General features: G+C 72.5%; 23 protein-coding genes and 1 riboswitch. Of the genes, 15 read left to right on the top strand and 8 right to left on the bottom strand.

The annotated features are described in order from the left end of the window. Positions 1 to 540, top strand: a 540-nt coding sequence (locus tag BN12_RS08080; protein WP_083454502.1) for an SAM-dependent methyltransferase, incomplete at its 5' end; no start/stop codon positions are given. 204 nt (positions 541 to 744) lie between these two features. Here BN12_RS08080 and BN12_RS08075 read toward each other — a convergent pair. Continuing rightward, the gene (locus BN12_RS08075) at positions 745 to 1506 is read right to left on the bottom strand and encodes an adenosylcobinamide-GDP ribazoletransferase (protein ID WP_235432343.1); all 762 of its coding nucleotides are present in this window, start codon (positions 1504 to 1506) and stop codon (positions 745 to 747) included. Positions 1507 to 1520: 14 nt separating this feature from the next. Between BN12_RS08075 and BN12_RS08070 the strand changes: the two genes are divergently transcribed. Beyond that, positions 1521 to 2138, top strand: coding sequence for a histidine phosphatase family protein (locus BN12_RS08070; protein WP_048551537.1), 618 nt, complete (start codon positions 1521 to 1523; stop codon positions 2136 to 2138). Here the strand turns inward: BN12_RS08070 and BN12_RS08065 are convergent. Continuing rightward, positions 2129 to 2863 (bottom strand): helix-turn-helix transcriptional regulator, encoded by a 735-nt coding sequence (locus tag BN12_RS08065; protein WP_048551535.1) that lies wholly within the window; start codon positions 2861 to 2863, stop codon positions 2129 to 2131. The genes BN12_RS08070 and BN12_RS08065 overlap by 10 nt on opposite strands. Before the next feature lie 186 nt (positions 2864 to 3049). Between BN12_RS08065 and BN12_RS08060 the strand changes: the two genes are divergently transcribed. Next, entirely contained in the window at positions 3050 to 3319 is a 270-nt protein-coding gene (locus BN12_RS08060; RefSeq protein ID WP_048556128.1) for a DUF2249 domain-containing protein, read from the top strand. After that, positions 3316 to 3822, top strand: coding sequence for a hypothetical protein (locus BN12_RS08055; RefSeq protein WP_235432342.1), 507 nt, complete (start codon positions 3316 to 3318; stop codon positions 3820 to 3822). Before BN12_RS08060 ends, BN12_RS08055 begins: the two co-directional genes overlap by 4 nt. Positions 3823 to 3842: 20 nt before the next feature. Here the strand turns inward: BN12_RS08055 and BN12_RS08050 are convergent, their stop codons facing one another. Beyond that, entirely contained in the window at positions 3843 to 4301 is a 459-nt protein-coding gene (locus tag BN12_RS08050; RefSeq protein WP_048551533.1) for a carboxymuconolactone decarboxylase family protein, read from the bottom strand. A gap of 85 nt (positions 4302 to 4386) precedes the next feature. Beyond that, positions 4387 to 7179 (bottom strand): aconitate hydratase AcnA, encoded by a 2793-nt coding sequence (acnA, locus tag BN12_RS08045; protein ID WP_048551529.1) that lies wholly within the window; start codon positions 7177 to 7179, stop codon positions 4387 to 4389. 162 nt (positions 7180 to 7341) lie between these two features. Between acnA and BN12_RS08040 the strand changes: the two genes are divergently transcribed. Next, a complete protein-coding gene (locus BN12_RS08040) occupies positions 7342 to 7602 on the top strand; it encodes a GlsB/YeaQ/YmgE family stress response membrane protein (protein WP_048551528.1) in 261 nt (86 codons plus the stop codon). On the opposite strand, the gene BN12_RS08035 is transcribed toward BN12_RS08040, so the two are convergent. Beyond that, positions 7553 to 8764: a MalY/PatB family protein gene (locus BN12_RS08035; protein WP_083454500.1), complete on the bottom strand. Its 1212-nt coding sequence runs from the start codon at positions 8762 to 8764 to the stop codon at positions 7553 to 7555. The two genes, BN12_RS08040 and BN12_RS08035, sit on opposite strands and share 50 nt — an antisense overlap. Before the next feature lie 60 nt (positions 8765 to 8824). On the opposite strand from BN12_RS08035, the gene BN12_RS08030 reads away from it, so the two are divergent. The 10 genes from BN12_RS08030 to gcvP all read left to right on the top strand — a co-directional run bounded on the left by BN12_RS08030 (position 8825) and on the right by gcvP (position 17790). Then, the gene (locus BN12_RS08030; protein ID WP_048551526.1) at positions 8825 to 9439 is read left to right on the top strand and encodes a CDP-alcohol phosphatidyltransferase family protein; all 615 of its coding nucleotides are present in this window, start codon (positions 8825 to 8827) and stop codon (positions 9437 to 9439) included. After that, the gene (locus BN12_RS08025; protein WP_048556125.1) at positions 9436 to 10314 is read left to right on the top strand and encodes a DUF881 domain-containing protein; all 879 of its coding nucleotides are present in this window, start codon (positions 9436 to 9438) and stop codon (positions 10312 to 10314) included. Before BN12_RS08030 ends, BN12_RS08025 begins: the two co-directional genes overlap by 4 nt. After that, positions 10311 to 10643, top strand: coding sequence for a small basic family protein (locus tag BN12_RS08020; RefSeq protein ID WP_048551525.1), 333 nt, complete (start codon positions 10311 to 10313; stop codon positions 10641 to 10643). Before BN12_RS08025 ends, BN12_RS08020 begins: the two co-directional genes overlap by 4 nt. Before the next feature lie 11 nt (positions 10644 to 10654). Then, positions 10655 to 11419, top strand: coding sequence for a DUF881 domain-containing protein (locus tag BN12_RS08015; protein ID WP_048556124.1), 765 nt, complete (start codon positions 10655 to 10657; stop codon positions 11417 to 11419). Positions 11420 to 11466: 47 nt separating this feature from the next. Next, positions 11467 to 11856, top strand: coding sequence for a glycine cleavage system protein GcvH (gene gcvH / locus BN12_RS08010; RefSeq protein ID WP_048551523.1), 390 nt, complete (start codon positions 11467 to 11469; stop codon positions 11854 to 11856). Positions 11857 to 11882: 26 nt separating this feature from the next. Next, positions 11883 to 12371 carry an FHA domain-containing protein gene (locus BN12_RS08005; RefSeq protein ID WP_048551520.1) on the top strand — a complete coding sequence of 163 codons (489 nt, stop codon included), beginning with the start codon at positions 11883 to 11885 and terminating at the stop codon, positions 12369 to 12371. A 10-nt stretch (positions 12372 to 12381) separates the two neighbouring features. Then, positions 12382 to 13086, top strand: coding sequence for a transcriptional regulator FtsR (gene ftsR, locus BN12_RS08000; RefSeq protein WP_235432341.1), 705 nt, complete (start codon positions 12382 to 12384; stop codon positions 13084 to 13086). Positions 13087 to 13116: 30 nt separating this feature from the next. After that, positions 13117 to 13593 (top strand): bifunctional nuclease family protein, encoded by a 477-nt coding sequence (locus BN12_RS07995; protein ID WP_048551517.1) that lies wholly within the window; start codon positions 13117 to 13119, stop codon positions 13591 to 13593. A gap of 188 nt (positions 13594 to 13781) precedes the next feature. Next, positions 13782 to 14357 carry a MerR family transcriptional regulator gene (locus BN12_RS07990; protein ID WP_048551514.1) on the top strand — a complete coding sequence of 192 codons (576 nt, stop codon included), beginning with the start codon at positions 13782 to 13784 and terminating at the stop codon, positions 14355 to 14357. Between the two features lie 373 nt (positions 14358 to 14730). Beyond that, positions 14731 to 14837: riboswitch (glycine riboswitch) on the top strand. Between the two features lie 67 nt (positions 14838 to 14904). After that, positions 14905 to 17790, top strand: a complete 2886-nt coding sequence (gene gcvP, locus BN12_RS07985; protein WP_048551512.1) for an aminomethyl-transferring glycine dehydrogenase — start codon at positions 14905 to 14907, stop codon at positions 17788 to 17790. A 9-nt stretch (positions 17791 to 17799) separates the two neighbouring features. Here gcvP and BN12_RS07980 read toward each other — a convergent pair whose 3' ends face one another. The 3 genes from BN12_RS07980 to BN12_RS07970 form a co-directional block, all read right to left on the bottom strand. Next, on the bottom strand, positions 17800 to 18393 hold the full coding sequence (locus BN12_RS07980) for a copper resistance CopC family protein (RefSeq protein ID WP_235432340.1): 594 nt from the start codon (positions 18391 to 18393) through the stop codon (positions 17800 to 17802). Further along, on the bottom strand, positions 18390 to 19214 hold the full coding sequence (locus BN12_RS07975) for a YcnI family copper-binding membrane protein (RefSeq protein WP_235432339.1): 825 nt from the start codon (positions 19212 to 19214) through the stop codon (positions 18390 to 18392). The genes BN12_RS07980 and BN12_RS07975 overlap by 4 nt, the downstream gene beginning before the upstream one ends. Before the next feature lie 73 nt (positions 19215 to 19287). Continuing rightward, positions 19288 to 19878, bottom strand: a 591-nt coding sequence (locus BN12_RS07970; RefSeq protein ID WP_048551510.1) for a hypothetical protein, incomplete at its 5' end; no start/stop codon positions are given.

The raw sequence follows: 19878 nt of genomic DNA, 5'->3' as shown, positions 1-19878 counted from the left end.
GCGACCGCGGACCCCGCCGGCTACCGGCGGGTGGTCGCCGACTGGCACGCGGCCCGGGCGCGACGGTATGCCGACGTGCTGGCCCGCGAGCCGGGAGACGCCGGCTTCCTCGTCTGGGGCGACCCGGCGCTCTACGACTCGACGATCCGCGTCCTCGAGCAGGTGGCACCCCTCGTCGACGCCGTGCTCGTCGTCGTGCCGGGCATCTCGAGCCTCTCCGCGCTCGCCGCCCGGCACCGGGTCGTCCTCCACGAGGTGGGGGAGCCCTTCCTCGTCACGACGGGCCGGCGGCTGCCCGAGGCGGTGTCGCAGGGCCAGCGGAGCATCGCGGTCCTCCTCAACCGCTCCCTCGACGCGCTCCGGCACCTCGACCCCGACGTGTGGCGCATCTGGTGGGGCACCAACCTCGGCACCGCGTCCGAGGCCCTCGCGTCAGGCCCGCTACGCGAAGCACTGCCCCGCATCGACGCGGCCCGCTCCGCCGTGCGGGCCGAGGCGGGCTGGATCATGGACCTCTACCTCCTGCGCCGCGAGGACTGACGACCTCGACCGCTCGTGACCACCTCGCCGACCCGGACGCGACCCGATGGGTGCTCCCTCGCGCCGTGTTATCGGGTGACCCCGGAACCCTGAGCCTCACCCGACAAGGGAACCGGGGTGAGGCTCAGTGTTATCGGGTGACCCGATAAAGCTGCAGGGGGGAGGCGGGAACCGATCCAGCATGCCGGCCCGTCGGTGCCGGACCTACGTCGCCGAGAGCAGCAGAACCGCGAGAGCCACCTCGATCGACGCGCCGTAGACGTCGCCGGTCACTCCGCCCAGGCGCCGGACCGCCCGGCGGACGAGCCAGGCGACCGCCGCCGCCGCGATGAGCGTCGACAGCGGGCCGCGCCACCACGGCAGGCCGGCGAGAAGGTATGCCGCGCTCGTCGCCCCCGTGAGGACGAGCCACCCGCACACCCCGACGAGCGGGGTGACGGCACCGACGTATGTCGCCCCGAGCCCCTCGGACCTGGCTCCCGGCACGGCCCGCTGACACGTGAGGAGCACCGCGCCCCGGGACACGCAGACGAGCACTCCCGCGAGCACCGGCCCCCACCGCAGCCCGAGGAGCGCGGTGAGCGAGCCGATCTGGACGCCGAGGGTCAGCACGAGCGCCGCGGCACCGGCCGGTCCGGTGTCGCCGGTCCGCATGACGGCGAGCGACCGTTCACGGTCGTAGGACGCGGTGAGCCCGTCGGCGGTGTCCGCCAGCCCGTCGAGGTGGAAGGCCCGGCTGCCGAGGGCGAGGGCCGCGACCGCCGCTGCGGCCACCCCGATCGGCGCGAGCCCCAGCTGCCGCCCGAGCCACGCGACGAGCCCGAGGAGAGCCCCGAGGGGGATGACGGCATACGGGGCGAGGACCATCGCCGGCCCGGTGATCTCCGGGTCGGCCGATCGCGGCGACCGGACGGGCACCGCCGTGAGGGTTCCCACGGCGAACCGCCAGCTCTCCCGCAGATCCACGACAGAATCGTGGCATGTCCGCACCGCTCTATCTCGTCCGGCACGGCGAGTCGGAGTGGAACGTGCGCCGCCTCACCCAGGGCCAGACGATGCACCCCGCGTTGACCCGGCGGGGGCGGGAGCAGGCGGAGGGCGCCGCCGCGTCGCTCGCCGACGACCTCGCGTCGACGAGCCGCACGCTCGACGTCATCGTGACGAGCGACCTCGTCCGGGCCGTGGCGTCCGCCGAGATCATCCGCGACCGCCTCGGCGGAACGCTCCGGCTCGACGCCCGCCTGCGGGAGCAGCACCTCGGCGAGCTGGAGGGCCGCGGCTACGACGAGACGTGGGCCGTTGCGGCACAGTTGGACTGGTCAGACCCGGACCTCCCGGTGGCCGGCGGCGAGTCGCTGCGCCAGGTCCACGACCGGATGGCCGACGTCCTCGCGGGCGCCGACCCCACGCAGGTGACCGTCCTCGTGAGCCACGGCGACGCGATGCGGATGGCGCTCGCATACCTCGCCGGCGTCGCGCCGCACGAGGCCGAGTGGGTGGAGGTCCCCAACGGCGCCGTCGCGCGGATCGACCGCGACCTCACCGGCAGGTCGGTCGTCCGGTGGCTGGCCCGCGGATCACGTCCGCCTCACCGCTGACCGGGATCGGCGGCCGCGCCGCGCCGGACGGGCGCTCGCTGGGCCGCGGCGCTCAGACGCGTGACGCACAGGCTGGGCTCGACGAAGGAGTCCAGCCCGGCCACGTCGATCGGTGCGCCGAGCTCGTCGAGCAGGCCGCGCATGATGCCCAGATGCACGGCGCAGACCACGCCCGGGTGCTTCTCGGCGACCTCCCGGAACGGGCACTCATGGAGCAGGATCCGTCGCTCGCGCCGGGCCGTGACCGCCTCGGGCGCGAAGCCGATCTCCTCGAGCACCTCGACAAGCTGGTCGGTGGCAGCGGCCACGCCGACGCGACGCGGTGGAGCCGGTCGCTCGACGAGTGAGCGGCCGCAGGCCTCACCGGCCTCCAGCGCGAGCTGGCCGGGCCGGCGGGTATGCGTCGCGAGGAAGGCGATGAGGACCTCGGCGAGCAACCGGTAGCTGCGTCGCCCGGCGCGCGCGCCGTCCGCGCTGGCCCGGTAGAGGGTCCGTGGTCGCCCCGGCACCTCACGCCGCTCGATCTCACGCTCGGCGAGCCCCTGCTCGACGAGCCCGTCGAGGTGGAAACGAGTGGTGTTCGAGTGCAGCCCCACCCGGCGGGCGATGTCCATGACGGTGGCCGGCGCGTCGTCCGACCGCAGCAGGGTCAGAACCCTGGCCCGGCTCTCCCCGAGAGCAGGCCTGGACGACGGGTCAGGGCGCGTCAGCTCCTGGCGTCCCATCGCTTCATATTTCCACACCCCCTGGTGGAAACAAAGCAGCTCGAACCGGCGTGGGTGTGGCGGTTGGGTGGTCGCCCGCCGTCGTCGGTCCGCCTGGCCGGCAGGGAGGCCATGCTATTTATCACGAATGCTATGGTGAAAACATCCGCGGTCGGTGTCGACCGCCCGACCACGAAGGAGTCCGTCGTGCCCACAGAGGACCGCGTCCTTGACGTCCGCAGCGAGGAGCCCAGGCGACGTCACGAGCTCATCTTCGAGACGTTCACCGACCTGCCTGTCGGTCACAGCTATGTGCTGGTCAACGACCACGATCCCAAGCCATTGCGCTATCAGTTCGAGGCCGAGAACGCCGGTGAGTTCACCTGGGAGTACCTCGAGCAGGGACCACAGGCCTGGCGGGTCAGGATCGGCCGGATCGCCGCCCCCGCTGCGCCCGGGGCGACCGTGCCGTCGTGAGCGAGGTCGCCAGCGCCTCCCGGCCCGCTCCCGTGGAGGACGGGCCGCACGACCGCGTGTCCGTCATGGTGCCCTTCCTCATCATCGGCAGCGCCTGCGTCGTCGCCGGCGGCTTCGTGGCAGCGGTCACCGCGCACGCCCCCACCGAGCACGCCAGCTGGGCCGCCGCATACCTCGTCCTCGTGGCCGGAGTGGCGCAGGTGGGCCTGGGCGCCGGTCAGGCGCTCCTCGCCCGACGCCCCCCGTCGGCGCGGGTCGTGGCGGGCGAGCTGGTCGCCTGGAACCTCGGGAATGCCGCTGTCATCGCCGGCACGGTGGGAGGCGCCACCGTGGCCGTCGACGCCGGTGGTGTGGCGCTCGTCGTCGCTCTCCTGCTCATCCTCGTCACGACCACCCGCCCACGGCGGACCGGCTGGCCGCTGTGGGCCTTCCGTGGGCTCATCCTCGTCGTCCTCGTGAGCATTCCGGTCGGGCTGGTGCTCGCCGCGGTCAGCCCCGCCTGACAGCCGTCGCCGTCGACTCGCTACTCCGACGCCGAGGGGTCGGGCAGCGCCTGATGAGTGGCCACGGCGAGCCGATTCCACACGTTGATGGTCGCGACGGCCATGAGGAGCGCGACGATCGTCGTCTCGTCGAACTGCGCGGCGACCTCGTCCCAGATGTCGTCCGGCACCCCGGCGTCACCTATCCGCGTCACCGCCTCGGTGAATGCGAACGCCGCCCGCTCGGCGTCGGTGAACAGCTGCGGCGCCTCCCGCCAGGCGCAGAGCACATCGATGCGGCGTTGGTCCTCCCCGGCCCGACGGGCGTCCCGGATGTGCATGTCGAGGCAGAATGCGCAGCCGTTGAGCTGGGACGCGCGGATCTTGACCAGTTCGTACAGCCGGGGGTCCAGCCCACTCTCGCGAAGGTAACGCTCCATCGCGAACACCGCCTGGTGGGCCTGGGAGTCGACGGCGTGGATATCGAGGCGTTGGGTCATGGGGATCTCCATTCTTCGGGTAGGGCGGGGTGCGCGACGACGAGCCGCAGCCGTCCCAGGGCATGCTGTGCGCCTCGCGCTCCCGTCACGCGGGCTCACCGGCCAACAGCTGTCGCAGGACGTACTGCAGGATCCCGCCGTGCCGGAAGTAGTCGGCCTCGCCCGGAGTGTCGATCCGCACCAGGGCATCGAACGCGACGTCGCCCGCGGCGACGTGCACGGTGCGGGGAATGCCGTTCTGCAACGCCGTCACACCGGTGACGTCGAACGACTCCTCGCCGCTCAGCCCGAGCGACTCGGCGGTCTCGCCGACGGGGAACTGCAGCGGCAGCACGCCCATCCCGATGAGGTTCGACCGGTGGATGCGCTCGTACGACTCGGCGATCACGATGCGCACCCCGAGCAGCGCGGTGCCCTTGGCAGCCCAGTCGCGCGACGAGCCGGAGCCGTACTCCTTGCCAGCCAGGATGACCAGCGGGATTCCCGCCGCGCTGTAGTCCACTGCCGCGTCGTAGACCGTCGTCACCTCGCCGCCGCGGGCGAAGTCGCGCGTGTAGCCGCCCTCGGTCCCGGGGGCGAGCTGGTTGCGCAGCCGGATGTTGGCGAACGTCCCGCGGATCATCACCTCGTGATTGCCACGGCGCGACCCGTAGGAGTTGAAGTCGCGCCTCTCGACGCCGTGCTCGACGAGATATCGACCGGCGGGGGAGTCGGTCTTGATCGCGCCGGCCGGGCTGATGTGGTCGGTGGTCACCGAGTCGCCCAGCTTGAGCAGCACCCGCGCGCCGGTGACGTCCTGGACGGGAGGTGGCTGGCGGTCCATCCCCTCGAAGTACGGCGGCTCACGGACATACGTCGACCGCGGTGCCCACTCGAACCGGTCACCCGCCGGCGTCGGCAGGGCCTGCCACCGCGCGTCGCCGGCGAACACGTCCGCGTAGTCATGGGTGAACATCTCGGCGCGCACGCAGTCGTCGACGATCGCGGCGACCTCGTCCGTGGTGGGCCAGATGTCGCGCAGGTAGACCGGTTCCCCGTCGCTGCCGATCCCGAGCGGGTCCCGCAGCAGGTCGACGTGCATCGTTCCGGCCAGTGCGTAGGCGACGACCAGGGGTGGTGAGGCGAGGAAGTTCATCCGGCACTCCGGGTGGATGCGTCCCTCGAAGTTGCGATTGCCGGACAGCACCGAGCACACGGTCAGGTCGTGCTCCGTGACGGCAGCGCTGACCTCGGGGATGAGCGGGCCCGAGTTGCCGATGCACGTGGTGCAGCCATAGCCGACGAGGCTGAAGCCGAGCGTGTCGAGGTAGCGGGTGAGGCCGGCGCGGTCGTAGTAGTCGGTCACGACTCGAGAGCCGGGTGCCAGTGAGGTCTTGACCCACGGCCTGCGGTCGAGGCCCTTCTCGACAGCCTTCTTGGCGAGCAGCGCGGCACCGACCATCACCGAGGGGTTGGACGTGTTCGTGCAGGAGGTGATCGCGGCGATCACGACGTGGCCGTTGTCGATCGTGACCGGGGTGCCGTCGAGGGTGATCTGGACGGGCCGGCGCGGCCAGTCGTGCGTGTCGCCGCATCCGCACGGGGCAGCCGGTCGGTCGCCGGTGCGGTCGTGATCGACCGCAATCGGGTCGCTGGCCGGGAACGACTCGCTGGAGGCTTCGTCCAGCCCGGCGCTGACCGCCTCGGCCTGGCTTCGTCCGGACAGCAGCGCGGAGATCGCGTGCGGCGCGATGCGCAGCGGGATCCGGTCGTGCGGGCGCTTCGGTCCGGCGATCGAGGCTTCGACGGTGCCGAGGTCGAGCTCGACGACCTGCGAGTAGGTCGGCTCGTCGTCCGGGTCGTGCCACAGACCCTGTTCCTTCGCGTATGCCTCGACCAGCCGGATCTGCCGCTCCGCCCGGCCGGTCAGCCGCAGGTAGTCCAGGGTGACGACGTCGATGGGGAAGATCGCGCAGGTGGCGCCGTACTCCGGGCTCATGTTGCCGATCGTGGCCCGATTCGCGAGGGGGACGTTGGCCACTCCCGGCCCGTAGAAGTCGACGAACTTGCCCACCACGCCGGTGCGGCGCAGCAGCTCGGCCACGGTGAGCACCAGGTCGGTGGCTGTCGTGCCGGCCGGGAGCTCGCCGGTGAGCTTGAGCCCGAGCACCTGCGGGACCAACATGCTCATCGGCTGGCCCAACATCGCCGCTTCGGCCTCGATGCCACCCACACCCCAGCCGAGGACTCCGAGCCCGTTGACCATCGGCGTGTGCGAGTCGGTGCCGACCAGGGTGTCGGGGTAGGCCTCCGGCCCGTCCGGCCCCTCCCGGGTGAAGACCACCCGGGACAGGTACTCGAGATTGACCTGGTGACAGATGCCGGTGTCCGGCGGAACGACGCTGAAGCCGGCGAGCGCCTGCTGCGCCCAGCGCAGCAGCTGGTAGCGCTCCTCGTTGCGCTCGAACTCCAGCTCGCTGTTGATCCGGAACGCGTCCGGTCGGGCGAAGACGTCGGCGATCACCGAGTGGTCGATCACCAGCTCGGTCGGCACCAGCGGGTTGATCCGGCCGGTGGAGCCGCCGAGCGCGGCGATCGCGTCCCGCATCGCCACGAGATCGACGACGCAGGGGACCCCGGTGAAGTCCTGCATCAGCACCCGCGCGGGCGTGAACGCCACCTCGCCGCCGTGCTCGGCCTGCGGCTCCCAGTCCGCCACCGCACGGATCTGGGCGGCGCTGACCAGCCGGTCGTCCTCGTTGCGGAGCAGGTTCTCCAGGAGGATCTTCAGGCTGTACGGCAACCGCATCGCGCCGTCGATCCGGTCCAGCCGATGCACGCCGAAAGCCACACCCTCGACCACCAGCCGGTCACGCGTTCCGAAACTGTCAGCAGCCATCGTGGCTCCCAGGGAGAGGGTCGTGCTTTTTTCCAACACTAGCCGGAAATACTCGGCCTGGCGACGGTACGACAGGCAGGAATCGGCCCATTCGCCGAGGAGGACGACGACGCGACCGGCACCCTGCCCGGCTGCGGCGCATCCACCGTCTAGGCTGCGCGCATGCTCATCATCGGCCTCATCCTCTTCGGCATGCTCGTCGGTGCCGCCGCCCAGGTCATCCTCGGCAAGGGCGGCAAGGGCATCGACTGGACGATGGCCATCGTCGCCGGGCTCGTCGGCTCGTTCGTCGGCGGCCTCGTCATCAGCCTCGCCTCCGGGGACGGCCTCGCGTTCCGCCCGAGCGGCATCATCGGCTCGATCCTCGGCGCCGTCATCGTGACGGCGGGATGGCGCTGGTGGAGACGCCGGACGCCGGCCTGAGCGCGGCGCCCTCCCCACCGGACAGCCCGCCGACGAGGCGGTCGAGGACGATGTCGAGCACCTCGGGCGCCGTCGCGAAGTTGAGCCGCGCGAACCCGCGCCCCTGCGTCCCGAACTCCGGCCCGCTCGACAGGCCGACACGTGCCGAGCGGACGAGCGCCGCCGCCGGGTCGTCGCCGAGCCCGGAGGCGCGCAGGTCGAGCCAGGCGAGGTAGGTCGCCTCCGGCGGGCGGTATGCCACGCCGGGTGCCTGCGCCGCGAGTCGGCGCGCGAGGTGGTGCCGGTTCTCGTCGAGCTCACGCACGAGCTCATCGAGCCAGGCGCACCCGTCGGTCAGGGCGGCGGTGTGGGCGATGGCGGCGACATGGCTCGCGCCGTGCGTGGCGACCTCGGGTATCGCCCGCATGACGTCGTCGGCCTCCCCGCCGGGGATGGCGAGCGCGCACTTGAGGCCGGCGAGGTTCCACGCCTTGGAGGCGGAGAACAGGGTGACGGCCCGCTCGCCGCCGGGCACCGTCGCATACGGCGTGAACGTCGCGCCGGGGAGGACGAGGGGGGCGTGGATCTCGTCGGCGACGACGCGGACGCCGTGGTCGTGCGCCAGGGCCGCGAGCGCGGTGAGCTCCGCCGCCGTGTGGACCGTGCCGGTCGGGTTGTGGGGGTTGCACAGGAGGTATGCCGCGCGCCGGCCCTCGCGCGTCGCCTCCCCGAAGGCGCGGTCCAGGGCGGCGGGGTCGAGCCGGAAGCTCTCGTCGAGGGGCGCCTCGACGACCCGTCGGCCGTACCCCTCGATGAACCCGTAGAAGGCGTTGTAGACCGGCGAGGAGACGACGACGGCATCGCCGGCGCCGGTGAGGACCCGCAGGACGTCGAGGATCCCGATCATGACGTCGGGCGCGGACCGGACCCGCGCGGGGTCGAAGGACCATCCCCACCGGTCCTTCGCGAAGGTGCTGGCGGCCTCGGCGTAGGGCTGGACCCACGTGTAGCCGGTGTCCCCCCGGGTCATCGCCGCGGTCACCGCCTCGACGACGGCCGGGCAGGGCCGGGCGTCCATCTCGGCGACCCACGCGGGGACGACGTCCTGCGGCCAACGCCGCCACTTGACACTCGTCCGCGTGGACCGCAGCTCGTCGAGCGAGACATCGAGAACCCGTTCCATGCGTGTCAACCTAACGTCGTGGTGACCGGCGCTCGCACCGGGACGACATAGGCTGGCGCCATGTCCGACCGGGTGGGGGAGACGCGGGGCACCTCCGTGTCGCACCCCGTGACCGACCGGGTGCTGACCGTCCCCAACGTCCTGTCGGCGCTCCGGCTCGTCGGCGTCCCCGTCTTCCTCTGGGCCATCCTGGCCCACCACGACGCGCTCGCCCTCGTCCTCCTCGTCGCCTCGGGCGTCACCGACTACCTCGACGGCAAGATCGCCCGCCGGTACGGGCTGGAGTCGCGCCTCGGACAGCTCCTCGACCCCGTCGCCGACCGGCTCTACATCGTCAGCACCCTCGTCGGCCTCGGCGTGCGGGGCATCGTCCCGTGGTGGCTCGCCGCGGTCCTCTTCGCGCGCGAGGCCTACATGGGGGTCGTCATCCTCGTCGGCCGACGGCACGGCATACCGGCGCTCCCGGTCCACTTCCTCGGCAAGGCCGCGACCTTCAGCCTCCTCTACGCCTTCCCCCTGCTCCTCCTCGGCGACGGGACGAACACCGTCGCCGAGGTCGCCCGGGTCGCCGGCTGGGCCTTCACGTGGTGGGGTACCGGCCTCTACTGGGTCGCGGGCATCCTGTATGCCGTGCAGCTGCGTCAGTACATCCGCGCGCGTGAGGTCCCCGCATGACGACGTCGCCCCCGCGGGCGAGCCAACGTCCCGACGCCTCGATGACCCTCATCCGCGAGATGCTCGAGCGACCGCTCGACCCGGGCTACGCGGCGGCCGCCGCGCGCCGGGAGGCGGCGGGCCTGCCACCCTCCACGGGCACCCGGTCGCGGACCATGCTTCTCGCCCTCGTCGCCGTGGGACTCGTCCTCAGCGTGTCGGCCATCACCCTCAACCGCGACCTGCCGGACGTGACCCGGACGAAGAAGGACCTCATCGGCCAGATCGACGCCGGCCGGTCCAGCGTCCAGAAGCGGACGGACCAGGTGGGTGTCCTCCAGAGCGAGATCAGCGCGGCCGAGCAGCGCCACGGCGACGGCGTGTCGAGCCGGCTCCCGGCCCTCGAGGCGGACACCGGCGCCCTGTCCGTCACCGGGCCGGGCCTGGTCATCACGATGGACGACGCGCCCGACCTCGACGGGTCGAGCGCGGACGACAACCCACGGACCACGACGGAGGCCTCCGGCGGGCGCGTCCTGTCGCGCGACGTGCAGATCGTCACCAACGGCCTCTGGCAGGCGGGCGCGGAGGCCATCGCCATCAACGGGCAGCGGCTCTCCTCGCGGTCGGCGATCCGCTTCGCCGGCGACGCGATCCTGGTCAACTTCCGGCCGCTGACCCGGCCCTACGTCATCCGGGCCATCGGCGACCCGACGGCCATGCAGACCGCGTTCGCCGACAGCACGGCCGGCAGCTACCTGCAGGCTCTGCACGCCAACTTCGGGATCGTCGTCGAGCAGGAGAGCGCGACCTCGCTCACGCTGCCCGGGGCGACCTCGCTCACGACGACCTACGCCCGGCCCCTCCATCCCACGACGCAGGAGGCCACCCCGTGATCCCGTTCGTCGGCCTCCTCATCGGCATCGCCGTCGGCGTCTTCCTCCAGCCCGATGTCCCGTTGTGGCTCCAGCCCTATCTGCCGATCGCCGTCATCGCCGCGCTCGACGCGGTGTTCGGCGCGGTCCGCGCGGTGCTCGACGGGATCTTCAACGACAAGGTGTTCGTCGTCTCCTTCCTCTCCAACGTCGTCGTCGCCGCGTTCATCGTCTTCCTCGGCGACAAGCTCGGCGTCGGGTCGCAGCTGTCGACGGGCGTCGTCGTCGTCCTCGGCGTCCGCATCTTCTCCAACGTCGCCTCCATCCGTCGCCACCTGTTCCGCGCGTGAGCCTCCCGCCCATGACCGACCCGACCTCCCCGGCCCCCGCACCGTCCGGCTGGCGCACCCTCCTGCGGATGAGCCGCCCCCGGGCGACGAAGGCGAACGCGCTCGCCGGCATCCTCGCCCTCCTCCTCGGGTTCGCCATCGCGACCCAGGTCCACCAGACGCAGAGCCAAGGACTGGAGAGCCTGCGCGAGGACGAGCTGGTCCGCCTCCTCGACGACGTCCAGACGGACAATTCGCGGCTCGCGGACGAGATCCGCACGCTCGAGGCGCAGCGCGACCAGCTGGCCAACGGGGCCGCGGGGTCGAGCGCCGCCCGGGCCGCGGCGGAGCAGCGGGTGGACTCCCTCGGCATCCTCGCCGGGACGGTCCGGGCCAAGGGCCCCGGCATCACGATGCGCATCTCCGACCCCAAGGACGGCGTCACCTCGGCGCTCCTGCTCGACACCGTCGAGGAGCTGCGCGACGGCGGGGCCGAGGCCATCCAGATCGACGACGTGCGGGTCGTCGCCAGCACCTACTTCACCGACCTCGACGACGGCGGGGTCAGCGCCTCGGACACCCCGCTGACCCAGCCCTACGTCATCACCGCCATCGGCGACGCCTCGACGCTCGCGGCCGCCATGGCGATCCCCGGGGGTGTCACCGAGTCGGTCAAGCGGGTCGGCGCGTCGATCAGCGTGTCCGAGGAGCAGTCGGTGACCGTCGACGCGTTGCACACCGTGAAGCAGCCTCAGTACGCTCGGCCGGTGTCCCCGGCCACCTCTGCCGCCTCCTAGGCTGGGGCTATCGGCACGTCCCCCTCGATCCCCTGCGAAGGAGCGTCATGAGCGACCTGGAGTACCCCGAGGACCTGCGGTACACGGCCGAGCACGAGTGGGTCCGCCTCGCGGACGAGGGCACCCTCCGCATCGGGATCACCGCCTTCGCCCAGGAGGCCCTCGGAGACGTCGTCTACGTGAGCCTCCCGGCGGTGGGCGACCAGGTGACGGCCGGTGACGCCCACGGCGAGGTCGAGTCGACGAAGTCCGTGAGCGACCTCTATGTCCCCGTCACGGGTCAGGTCACCGCCGTCAACGAGGCCCTCGACGCCACGCCCGAGCTCGTCAACACCGACCCCTACGGGGACGGCTGGATGTACGAGCTGCGCCCGGGGGACCCCGGCGACGTCGACCGGCTGCTCGACGTCGCGGCATACCGTGACACCCTCGGCTGACGACGACCGCTGGACGGAGGTATGCCATGAGCGACACGACACCTGAGGATCAGACGCCCGAGGGTCAGGAGACGCCCGGGGGCCAGGAGGAGCCGCTCGGTCCCGAGCGCACGACGATGCACCTGCCGAGCGTCGGCGCCCGGCCCACGGAGTCCCTCGAGAGCGAGCACGTCCTCACCCGGGCCGACCAGGCGATGGTCGAGGCGCTGCGCCCCGGGACGGCCCTGCTCGTCGTGCTCCGGGGGCCGAACACCGGCGCCCGGTTCCTCCTCGACGACGACGAGGTGCTCGCGGGGCGACACCCCGACTGCGACATCTTCCTCGACGATGTGACGGTGTCCCGCCGGCACGCGGTGTTCGAGCGCCGCGAGGGCTCCTTCGTCGTCCGCGACGTCGGGTCCCTCAACGGCACGTACGTCAACCGCAGCATCGTCGACTCCGCGCCGCTGCAGACCGGCGACGAGGTCCAGATCGGCAAGTTCCGTCTCGTCTTCTACGCGGGACGCGCCAGCTGAGGCCACCTGCGTGACGCCCCGTGCCGCGCGGTCGACGATGACGATCGGCGCGCTCCTGACATCGGTCCAGGACGAGTTTCCCGACGTCACCATCTCCAAGATCCGGTTCCTGGAGGCCCAGGGCCTGCTCACGCCGACGCGCACGCCGAAGGGCTACCGGGTGTACACCGTCGGCGACGTGGAGCGCCTGCGCTACATCCTCACCGCCCAACGTGACCGGTTCTGGCCGCTCAAGGTGATCCGCGAGGCGCTCGACGCCATCGACCGCGGCCTCACGCCACCGGACGGGTCGGACCGGCCGGCACCGCCGGAGGTGACGGCGGACGCCGACGTCCCGACCGCCCGGCACCTCGCCGCCCGCCGGGCCCTGCGGCTCACCGTCGCCGAGCTCGCCGAGGCGAGCGGCTGCGACGCCGAGACCATCGAGGCGCTCGAGGGCTTCCATCTCGTCACCGCCGATCCCGACGGCCACTACGGCGACGACGCGCTCGCCGTCGCCCATGCCGCCGGCCGGCTCTCCGCATACGGGCTGGAGCCTCGCCACCTGCGGACCTTCCGCACCGCGGCCGACCGCGAGATCGGGCTCGTCGAGCAGGCTTTGGGGCCTGTCGCGTCCGGGGACCCGGCGGGCGAGGACCGGCGCCTCGACATGCTCCAGGCCTGCCTCGCGCTGCACACCGCCCTCGTGAAGGCGGGGATCCACGCGCAGGGATGACTTCCGCCGTCGGCGGGGTACCGTGGTGGAGTGAAGCCTGTCGACGTCCTCGGAGTCCGGGTGGAGAGCCCGACGAACCGTCCGATCGTGCTCCTCCAGGAGCGCGACGGCGAGCGATGCGTCCCGATCTGGATCGGCGCCGCGGAGGCGACCGCCATCGCCTACGCCCAGCAGGGCGTCGAGCCGCCCCGCCCCCTCACCCACGACCTGCTGAAGAACGTCATCGAGGGCCTCGGCCGCCGGCTCACCGAGGTCCGCGTCGTCGACCTGCGGGACGGCGTCTTCCTCGCCGAGCTCGTCTTCGACAACGGCACGGTCATCTCCTCCCGCCCCTCGGACGCCATCGCCCTCGCCCTACGGGTCGGCTGCCCGGTGAGCGCCGCCGAGTCCGTCATCGAGGAAGCCGGCGTCACCATCGCGCCGGAGGCGGACGAGGAGGTGGAGAAGTTCAAGGAGTTCCTCGACCACGTCTCCGCCGACGACTTCGACACGGGGACCGAGCCGTGACGGGGCGTATGCCGTGCTCAACCCTTGACCTCGAGTCGACCGTGAGGGATGTGCATCGTGGGTCCGACACGCCCTTCGCGCATCTCGACCGGTCGTTGACGGTGAGGGCCGGGACCCTTACCGTCGATCCAGACGCCGGAACGACGCCCCTGTAGTTCCAGCCGTGTGACCGTCCCTGAGGAGAACCCGTGAACGCCATCGACGAGGCCGGCTCGCGCAAGGTACCCGTGGCTGCCCAGGGGCTCCTCTTCGACGACGACCTGCCCGACCTCGACGAGGAGGTCGGCTACCGCGGCCCGACGGCCTGCCGGGCAGCGGGCATCACCTACCGACAGCTGGACTACTGGGCGCGCACCGGGCTCGTCGAGCCGTCGGTGCGCGGCGCCAAGGGATCGGGCTCGCAGCGGCTCTACGGGTTCCGCGACATCCTCGTCCTCAAGGTCGTCAAGCGGCTCCTCGACACCGGCGTGTCCCTCCAGCAGATCCGGTCCGCCATCACCCACCTGCGCGACCGCGGGGTCGACGACCTGGCCCAGATCACCCTCATGAGCGACGGCGCCTCCGTCTACGAGTGCACGTCCGCCGACGAGGTCATCGACCTCGTCCAGGGCGGCCAGGGCGTCTTCGGCATCGCGGTCGGCCGGGTCTGGCGCGAGGTCGAGGGGGAGCTGTCCGAGCTGCCGAGCGAGCGGGCCGCCGACGACCTCACCGAGGTGCACCCCGACGACGAGCTGAGCGCCCGGCGACTGCGCAAGTCCTCCTGACCGGCCTCGCCAGCCTCACCACCACCCCCCGACCGAACCCTGGCGGTCTGCCCCCCAATCGGGGCCTGTGCACCACCCCCGACCCGACTCCGCTCGGGCCAGCTCGCCCAACCCTGGCGGTCTGCCACCCGATCGGGGCCTGTGCACCACCCCAACCCGACCCCACCCGGGCCAGCTCGCCCAACCGTGGCGGTCTGCCACCCGATCGGGGCCTGTGCACCACCCCCGACCCGACCCCACCCGGGCCAGCTCGCCCAACCCTGGCGGTCTGGCACCCGATCGGGGCCTGTGCACCACTCCGCACCCGACCGCGCCGCGCCAGTTCCACCATGTGGGCCGACCCGGCGCATCTTTGATAGGTTCTCCCCGCCGACAACACCGTGCGCGAGAGTCCCCGGGCCACCCGACGAAGGAGGGCGCCGGGGCGCCGAAGGGGCAAACTCCCCGGAACCTCTCAGGCGCCAGGAGCGCGCGGATCAGGCACCTCTGGAGCCGCTGGCGACAGAAGGGGAGGCATCGTCCGTACCCCTCCGCGACGAGGAGCCTCATGACCAGGACCGACCCGTCCACCACCAGCCTGCCCGCCTTCGCCGGCCGCCACGTCGGACCGCGTGCCGACGACGTCGAGGCCATGCTGCGCGTCGTGGGCCAGCCCTCCCTCGAGGCGCTCCTCGACACCGCGGTGCCGGCCGGCATCCGGGCGAGCAGCACGGTGGACGTCGCGCCGGCCGCCTCCGAGGCCGCCGTCCTCGCCGAGCTGCGGGAGCTGGCCGGCCGCAACGAGGTCGTCACCTCGATGATCGGGCTCGGCTACTACGGGACGATCACCCCGACGGTCATCCAGCGGGGAGTCCTGGAGAACCCCGCGTGGTACACCGCCTACACGCCCTACCAGCCGGAGATCTCCCAGGGCCGGCTCGAGGCCCTCCTCAACTTCCAGACGATGGTCGCCGAGCTCACCGCGCTCGAGACGGCGGGATCCTCCCTCCTCGACGAGGCGACCGCCGCGGCAGAGGCGATGACCCTCATGCACCGCGCCACCCGGGCGAAGCCGGACGCGGTCCTCGTCGTCGACGTCCACGCCTTCCCGCAGACCGTCGCCGTCGTGTCGACGCGCGCCCGTCCGCTCGGCATCGACGTCGTCGTCGCGGACCTCGACGGCGTCGACTCGAGCGACGCGCTGCGGCAGGTCGCCGGCGGCCGTGACGTCTTCGGCGTCCTCGTCCAGTACCCCGGCGCCGACGGACTGCTGCGCGACTTCCGCGCGCTCACCGCCGCCGCCCACGAGGCCGGCGCTCTCCTCGCCGCCGCCGCCGACCTCCTCGCCCTCACCCTCGTCGTCCCACCGGGGGAGTGGGGCGCCGACATCGCCGTCGGGACGACCCAGCGGTTCGGCGTGCCGATGGGGTTCGGCGGCCCGCATGCCGGGTACCTGGCCGTCCGCTCGGGCCTCGAGCGGCAGCTGCCCGGCCGGCTCGTCGGGGTGTCCGTCGACAGCGCCGGCCACCCCGCATACCGCCTCGCGCTCCAGACCCGGGAGCAGCACATCCGCCGCGAGAAGGCGACGTCGAACATCTGCACCGCCCAGGTGCTCCTCGCCGTCATGGCGAGCATGTATGCCGTCTACCACGGCCCCGAGGGCCTCCGGGCGATCGCGGAGCACGTCCACGGCAAGGCGCTCGTCCTGGCGGCGGCGCTCCGCGCCGGCGGCGTGGACGTCCTCGACGGGGTGTTCTTCGACACGGTGACGGCACGGGTGCCGGGCCGTGCCGTCGACATCGTCGCGGCCGCGCGCGATCGAGGCGTCAACCTCCGCCTCGTCGACGACGACACCGTCTCGCTGAGCGTCGACGAGACGACGACCGACGAGCACACGAAGGCCGCCCTCGATGCCTTCGCGATGTCTCCGGCCGGTTGGATCGCCGTCGCGCCCATGGAGGAGGAGGCGTTCCGGCGCACGTCGGCATACCTCACCCACCCGGTGTTCCACGAGCACCGCAGCGAGACCCAGCTGCTGCGCTACCTGAGACGCCTGGCGGACAAGGACTTCGCGCTCGACCGCGGCATGATCCCACTCGGGTCGTGCACGATGAAGCTCAACGCGACGACCGAGATGCTCGCCATCACGTGGCCGGAGTTCGCGAACCTGCATCCCTTCGCACCGGCCGAGCAGACCGAGGGGATCCGAGCCCTCGTCGACGAGCTCGCGGGCTGGCTGTGCGAGATCACCGGCTACGACGCCGTCTCGCTCCAGCCGAATGCCGGCTCCCAGGGCGAGTTCTCGGGCCTGCTCGCCATCCGCGCCTTCCACGAGGCGAACGGCCAGGCCGACCGCCGGGTCTGCCTCATCCCCGCCTCGGCCCACGGGACCAACGCCGCGAGCGCCGTCATGGCCGGCATGACGGTCGTCGTCGTGCGGACGGCCCCCGACGGGACGGTCGACCTCGACGACCTGCGCGCCAAGGTCGAGCAGCACCGCGAGGATCTCGCCGCCGTCATGGTGACCTACCCCTCGACCCACGGCGTCTACGAGGACACGATCACCGAGCTGTGCGCGCTCGTCCACGACGCGGGCGGTCAGGTCTACGTCGACGGGGCGAACCTCAATGCGCTCATCGGCCTCGCCAAGCCTGGGCGGTTCGGCGCCGACGTCTCGCACCTCAACCTCCACAAGACCTTCTGCATCCCCCACGGTGGAGGAGGTCCGGGAGTCGGGCCCGTCGCGGTCCGGACCCACCTCGCGGCATACCTCCCGAACCATCCGCTCGACCCGGGCGCCGGCCCGGCCACCGGTGTCGGCCCCGTCGCTGCGGCACCCTACGGCTCGGCCGGCATCCTGCCCATCTCATGGGCCTACGTCCGGCTCATGGGCGGAGAGGGGCTGTCGTATGCCACACAGGTCGCCGTGCTCAACGCGAACTACGTCGCCGCCCGCCTCCGCGAGCACTACCCCGTGCTGTATGCCGGGACCGCCGGGCTCGTGGCCCACGAGTGCATCCTCGACCTCCGGAGCATCACGAAGGAGACCGGCGTGACCGTCGACGACGTCGCGAAACGGCTCGTCGACTACGGGTTCCACGCGCCGACGATGTCCTTCCCCGTCGCGGGCACCCTCATGGTGGAGCCCACCGAGAGCGAGGACAAGGGCGAGCTCGACCGCTTCTGCGACGCGATGATCGCCATTCGCGAGGAGATCGCCGCCGTCGCCGCCGGCGAGGTCGCCGTCGGCGACTCGATGCTGCGTCATGCCCCGCACACGGCGGCGGCGCTCGCGGGCGGATGGGACCACCCGTACGACCGCGCGACGGCCGTCTTCCCGGCGGGGGTGCAGGCGGACGCGAAGTACTGGCCGCCGGTCGGGCGCGTCGACGGCGCCTACGGCGACCGGCATCTCGTCTGCAGCTGCCCGCCGCCGGAGGCCTTCGAGGACTGAGGCGCCGACTCAGGGTCCCGACGGTCCTCGACGGGCTCGCGCCGTGGCGCTGAGCCACACCGCCCCGGCCAGCGCGAGGAGGACGACGACGGCGACGACGAGCCACGGCCACCACCGTGATCCGGAGGAGTCCGAGGCTGCCCCGGCCGTCGGGCTCGTGGTCGCCGGCGCCGACGTGGCCTGGCCGGTTCCCGGCTTCGTCGAGGTGAAGGTGAAGGTTCCGCTCACCGGGTGCCCGTCGGCCGAGGTGACCCGCCAGGCCACCGTGTAGTGGCCCGCCGGCGCGCCCGGGGCGAGTGGCTGCTGCACCTCGTTGTTGACGAGCCGGGCCGACCCCGAGGTGACGTCGCCGGACGGCCCGGTCACCTTCAGGACGGTCCCGATCTTCAGGGCCGGCTGGTCGAACGTGAGGACGACCTGGGCGGGCGTCCTCGCGACGGTCGAGCCATCGGCCGGACTCGTGGCGACGAGCACGTTGTGCGCGTCGGCCGGACCCGCGAGGAACAGCCCGGGCACGAGGCCCAGCAGTGCCCCGGCGAGGACGATCCCGAGGATGCGCCGGGCGGGGTAGGGGTGATCGGGGCGGTGGCGCGCGGCGCTCACGAGGTCGCTCCCATCCCGGCGCGACGCGTCGCCAGGAGCGCGACGCCGCCGAGCGCCGCGCCGAGGACGGCGACGACGAGGGCGGCGATCGCGACCCAGAGGCTCCCCGACCCGGCGCCGGACGACGAGCCGTCCGTCGACGCCGGGTCGGGTGCGGTCGTCGTCGAGCCGCCGGCTGCGGCGGCCGAGGTGACGGTGAACGACGGAGCGGGGTGCTCCGGCTCGGCCCCCGAGGCGGGGGTCGGCTCGTTCCAGTCGACGACGGTGCCGTCGGAGTAGGTCTGTCGCGCGGGGAGCATGATCGTCGTCCCTGCGGCCGGCAGGGGCCCGACCGAGATGGAGAACTCCTGGTACTGGCCGGGTGCGATGCGGGCGGCCGTGTCGTCGGCGGTCCACGTCACGGTCCGGGCGGCCTTGGTCAGCTCGGTCCCCTCGACGGTGACCGGCTTCGGCAGCGCGGCCTGGGTGACCTTCGCGGTCCATCCGTCGACCGGCTTGACGGACACCGACAGGAAGGGCGTGCCCTGAGGCAGCTGGACCTCGAGGGAGACGGTCGACGCGGTCGCGGACTCGGTGGGGACGCGGAAGGTCAGTGCGCTGAAGCTGCCGGCCGCGAGGGAGTCCGGATGGACCCGGACGTGCGCGGAGGCGGCAGCGACGGGAACGACGAGGAGCACGAGGACCCCGAGCAGGGTTGCGACGAGGGTCCCCGGGCGCGACCGGAGACGGTGGCGGCCGACGGGCCTTCGGGAGTCGACGGACTCTCGAGAGTCGGCGGTCAGGCGGATATCGATGGGCATGCGGGTACGGACGACGGACATGGGTGACTCCTGGGGACGGCGAGGTGCACGGACGCGCCCGGCCTGGTGTCGCCGGGCGGCGAAGGGTGACGGGTCAGACGGCGCAGAGAACGGCCGCGCGCAGCGGCAGGGACGAGTCGAGCTCGGTCCCACGGCTCTCGACGGTCCGGGTGGATGGCGGTCCACGCGCGGGGAGGGGCCGGACGACCCGACCCTCCGGCCGGTGGTCGACGACGGCCGCCGACGGGTTCAGGCTGCGCCCGGCCCGCGGTCGCCGCCCCGGCCGTGGCGGAACGAGGCGCGCGACGACGCGCCAGAGCGCCGCCTCGCCCCGGGCGAGCAACCAGGCGGTGAGCAGGGAGGCCACGACGTGGCATACGAGCATGCCGGCCGACGGCCCACAGACGGAGGTGACCGCCGTCGCGTGGCCCGCGCCGGTGGACAGGGTCAGTGGACCGTGGTGATCGTGGACGGTGAGGCCGGCTCCGGTGCCGCTCGCGGTCATCGCCGTGAGCGCCTCGTGGAGCAGCCACTGCCCTGCTCCGACGACGGCCAGCAGCACCGGCAGCCGCAGCCGCACGGACGTGAGCCCGACCGCGACGGCGAGGACACCGCACGTGAGGAGCAGCCCACCGGCCGGCGTCGGCGCCTGCCCACCTCCGGCCACGTGGGCCGCGACGGCGAG

The sequence above is a fragment of the Nostocoides japonicum T1-X7 genome, from assembly GCF_001046855.1.
Lineage (GTDB): Bacteria > Actinomycetota > Actinomycetes > Actinomycetales > Dermatophilaceae > Nostocoides > Nostocoides japonicum.
The sequence above is the reverse complement of the archived record's forward strand: the minus strand, read 5'-3'. Positions and strand labels throughout refer to the sequence as shown.

What these genes read in the sequence shown, in the direction of transcription:
- BN12_RS08070 (WP_048551537.1), top strand. Translation starts at nt 1,521, where the DNA reads ATGTCCGCACCGCTCTATCTCGTCCGGCACGGCGAGTCGGAGTGGAAC.
- BN12_RS08065 (WP_048551535.1), bottom strand. Translation starts at nt 2,863, where the DNA reads ATGGGACGCCAGGAGCTGACGCGCCCTGACCCGTCGTCCAGGCCTGCT.
- BN12_RS08050 (WP_048551533.1), bottom strand. Translation starts at nt 4,301, where the DNA reads ATGACCCAACGCCTCGATATCCACGCCGTCGACTCCCAGGCCCACCAG.
- acnA (WP_048551529.1), bottom strand. Translation starts at nt 7,179, where the DNA reads ATGGCTGCTGACAGTTTCGGAACGCGTGACCGGCTGGTGGTCGAGGGT.
- BN12_RS08040 (WP_048551528.1), top strand. Translation starts at nt 7,342, where the DNA reads ATGCTCATCATCGGCCTCATCCTCTTCGGCATGCTCGTCGGTGCCGCC.
- BN12_RS08035 (WP_083454500.1), bottom strand. Translation starts at nt 8,764, where the DNA reads ATGGAACGGGTTCTCGATGTCTCGCTCGACGAGCTGCGGTCCACGCGG.
- BN12_RS08030 (WP_048551526.1), top strand. Translation starts at nt 8,825, where the DNA reads ATGTCCGACCGGGTGGGGGAGACGCGGGGCACCTCCGTGTCGCACCCC.
- BN12_RS08025 (WP_048556125.1), top strand. Translation starts at nt 9,436, where the DNA reads ATGACGACGTCGCCCCCGCGGGCGAGCCAACGTCCCGACGCCTCGATG.
- BN12_RS08015 (WP_048556124.1), top strand. Translation starts at nt 10,655, where the DNA reads ATGACCGACCCGACCTCCCCGGCCCCCGCACCGTCCGGCTGGCGCACC.
- gcvH (WP_048551523.1), top strand. Translation starts at nt 11,467, where the DNA reads ATGAGCGACCTGGAGTACCCCGAGGACCTGCGGTACACGGCCGAGCAC.
- BN12_RS08005 (WP_048551520.1), top strand. Translation starts at nt 11,883, where the DNA reads ATGAGCGACACGACACCTGAGGATCAGACGCCCGAGGGTCAGGAGACG.
- gcvP (WP_048551512.1), top strand. Translation starts at nt 14,905, where the DNA reads ATGACCAGGACCGACCCGTCCACCACCAGCCTGCCCGCCTTCGCCGGC.
- BN12_RS07975 (WP_235432339.1), bottom strand. Translation starts at nt 19,214, where the DNA reads ATGTCCGTCGTCCGTACCCGCATGCCCATCGATATCCGCCTGACCGCC.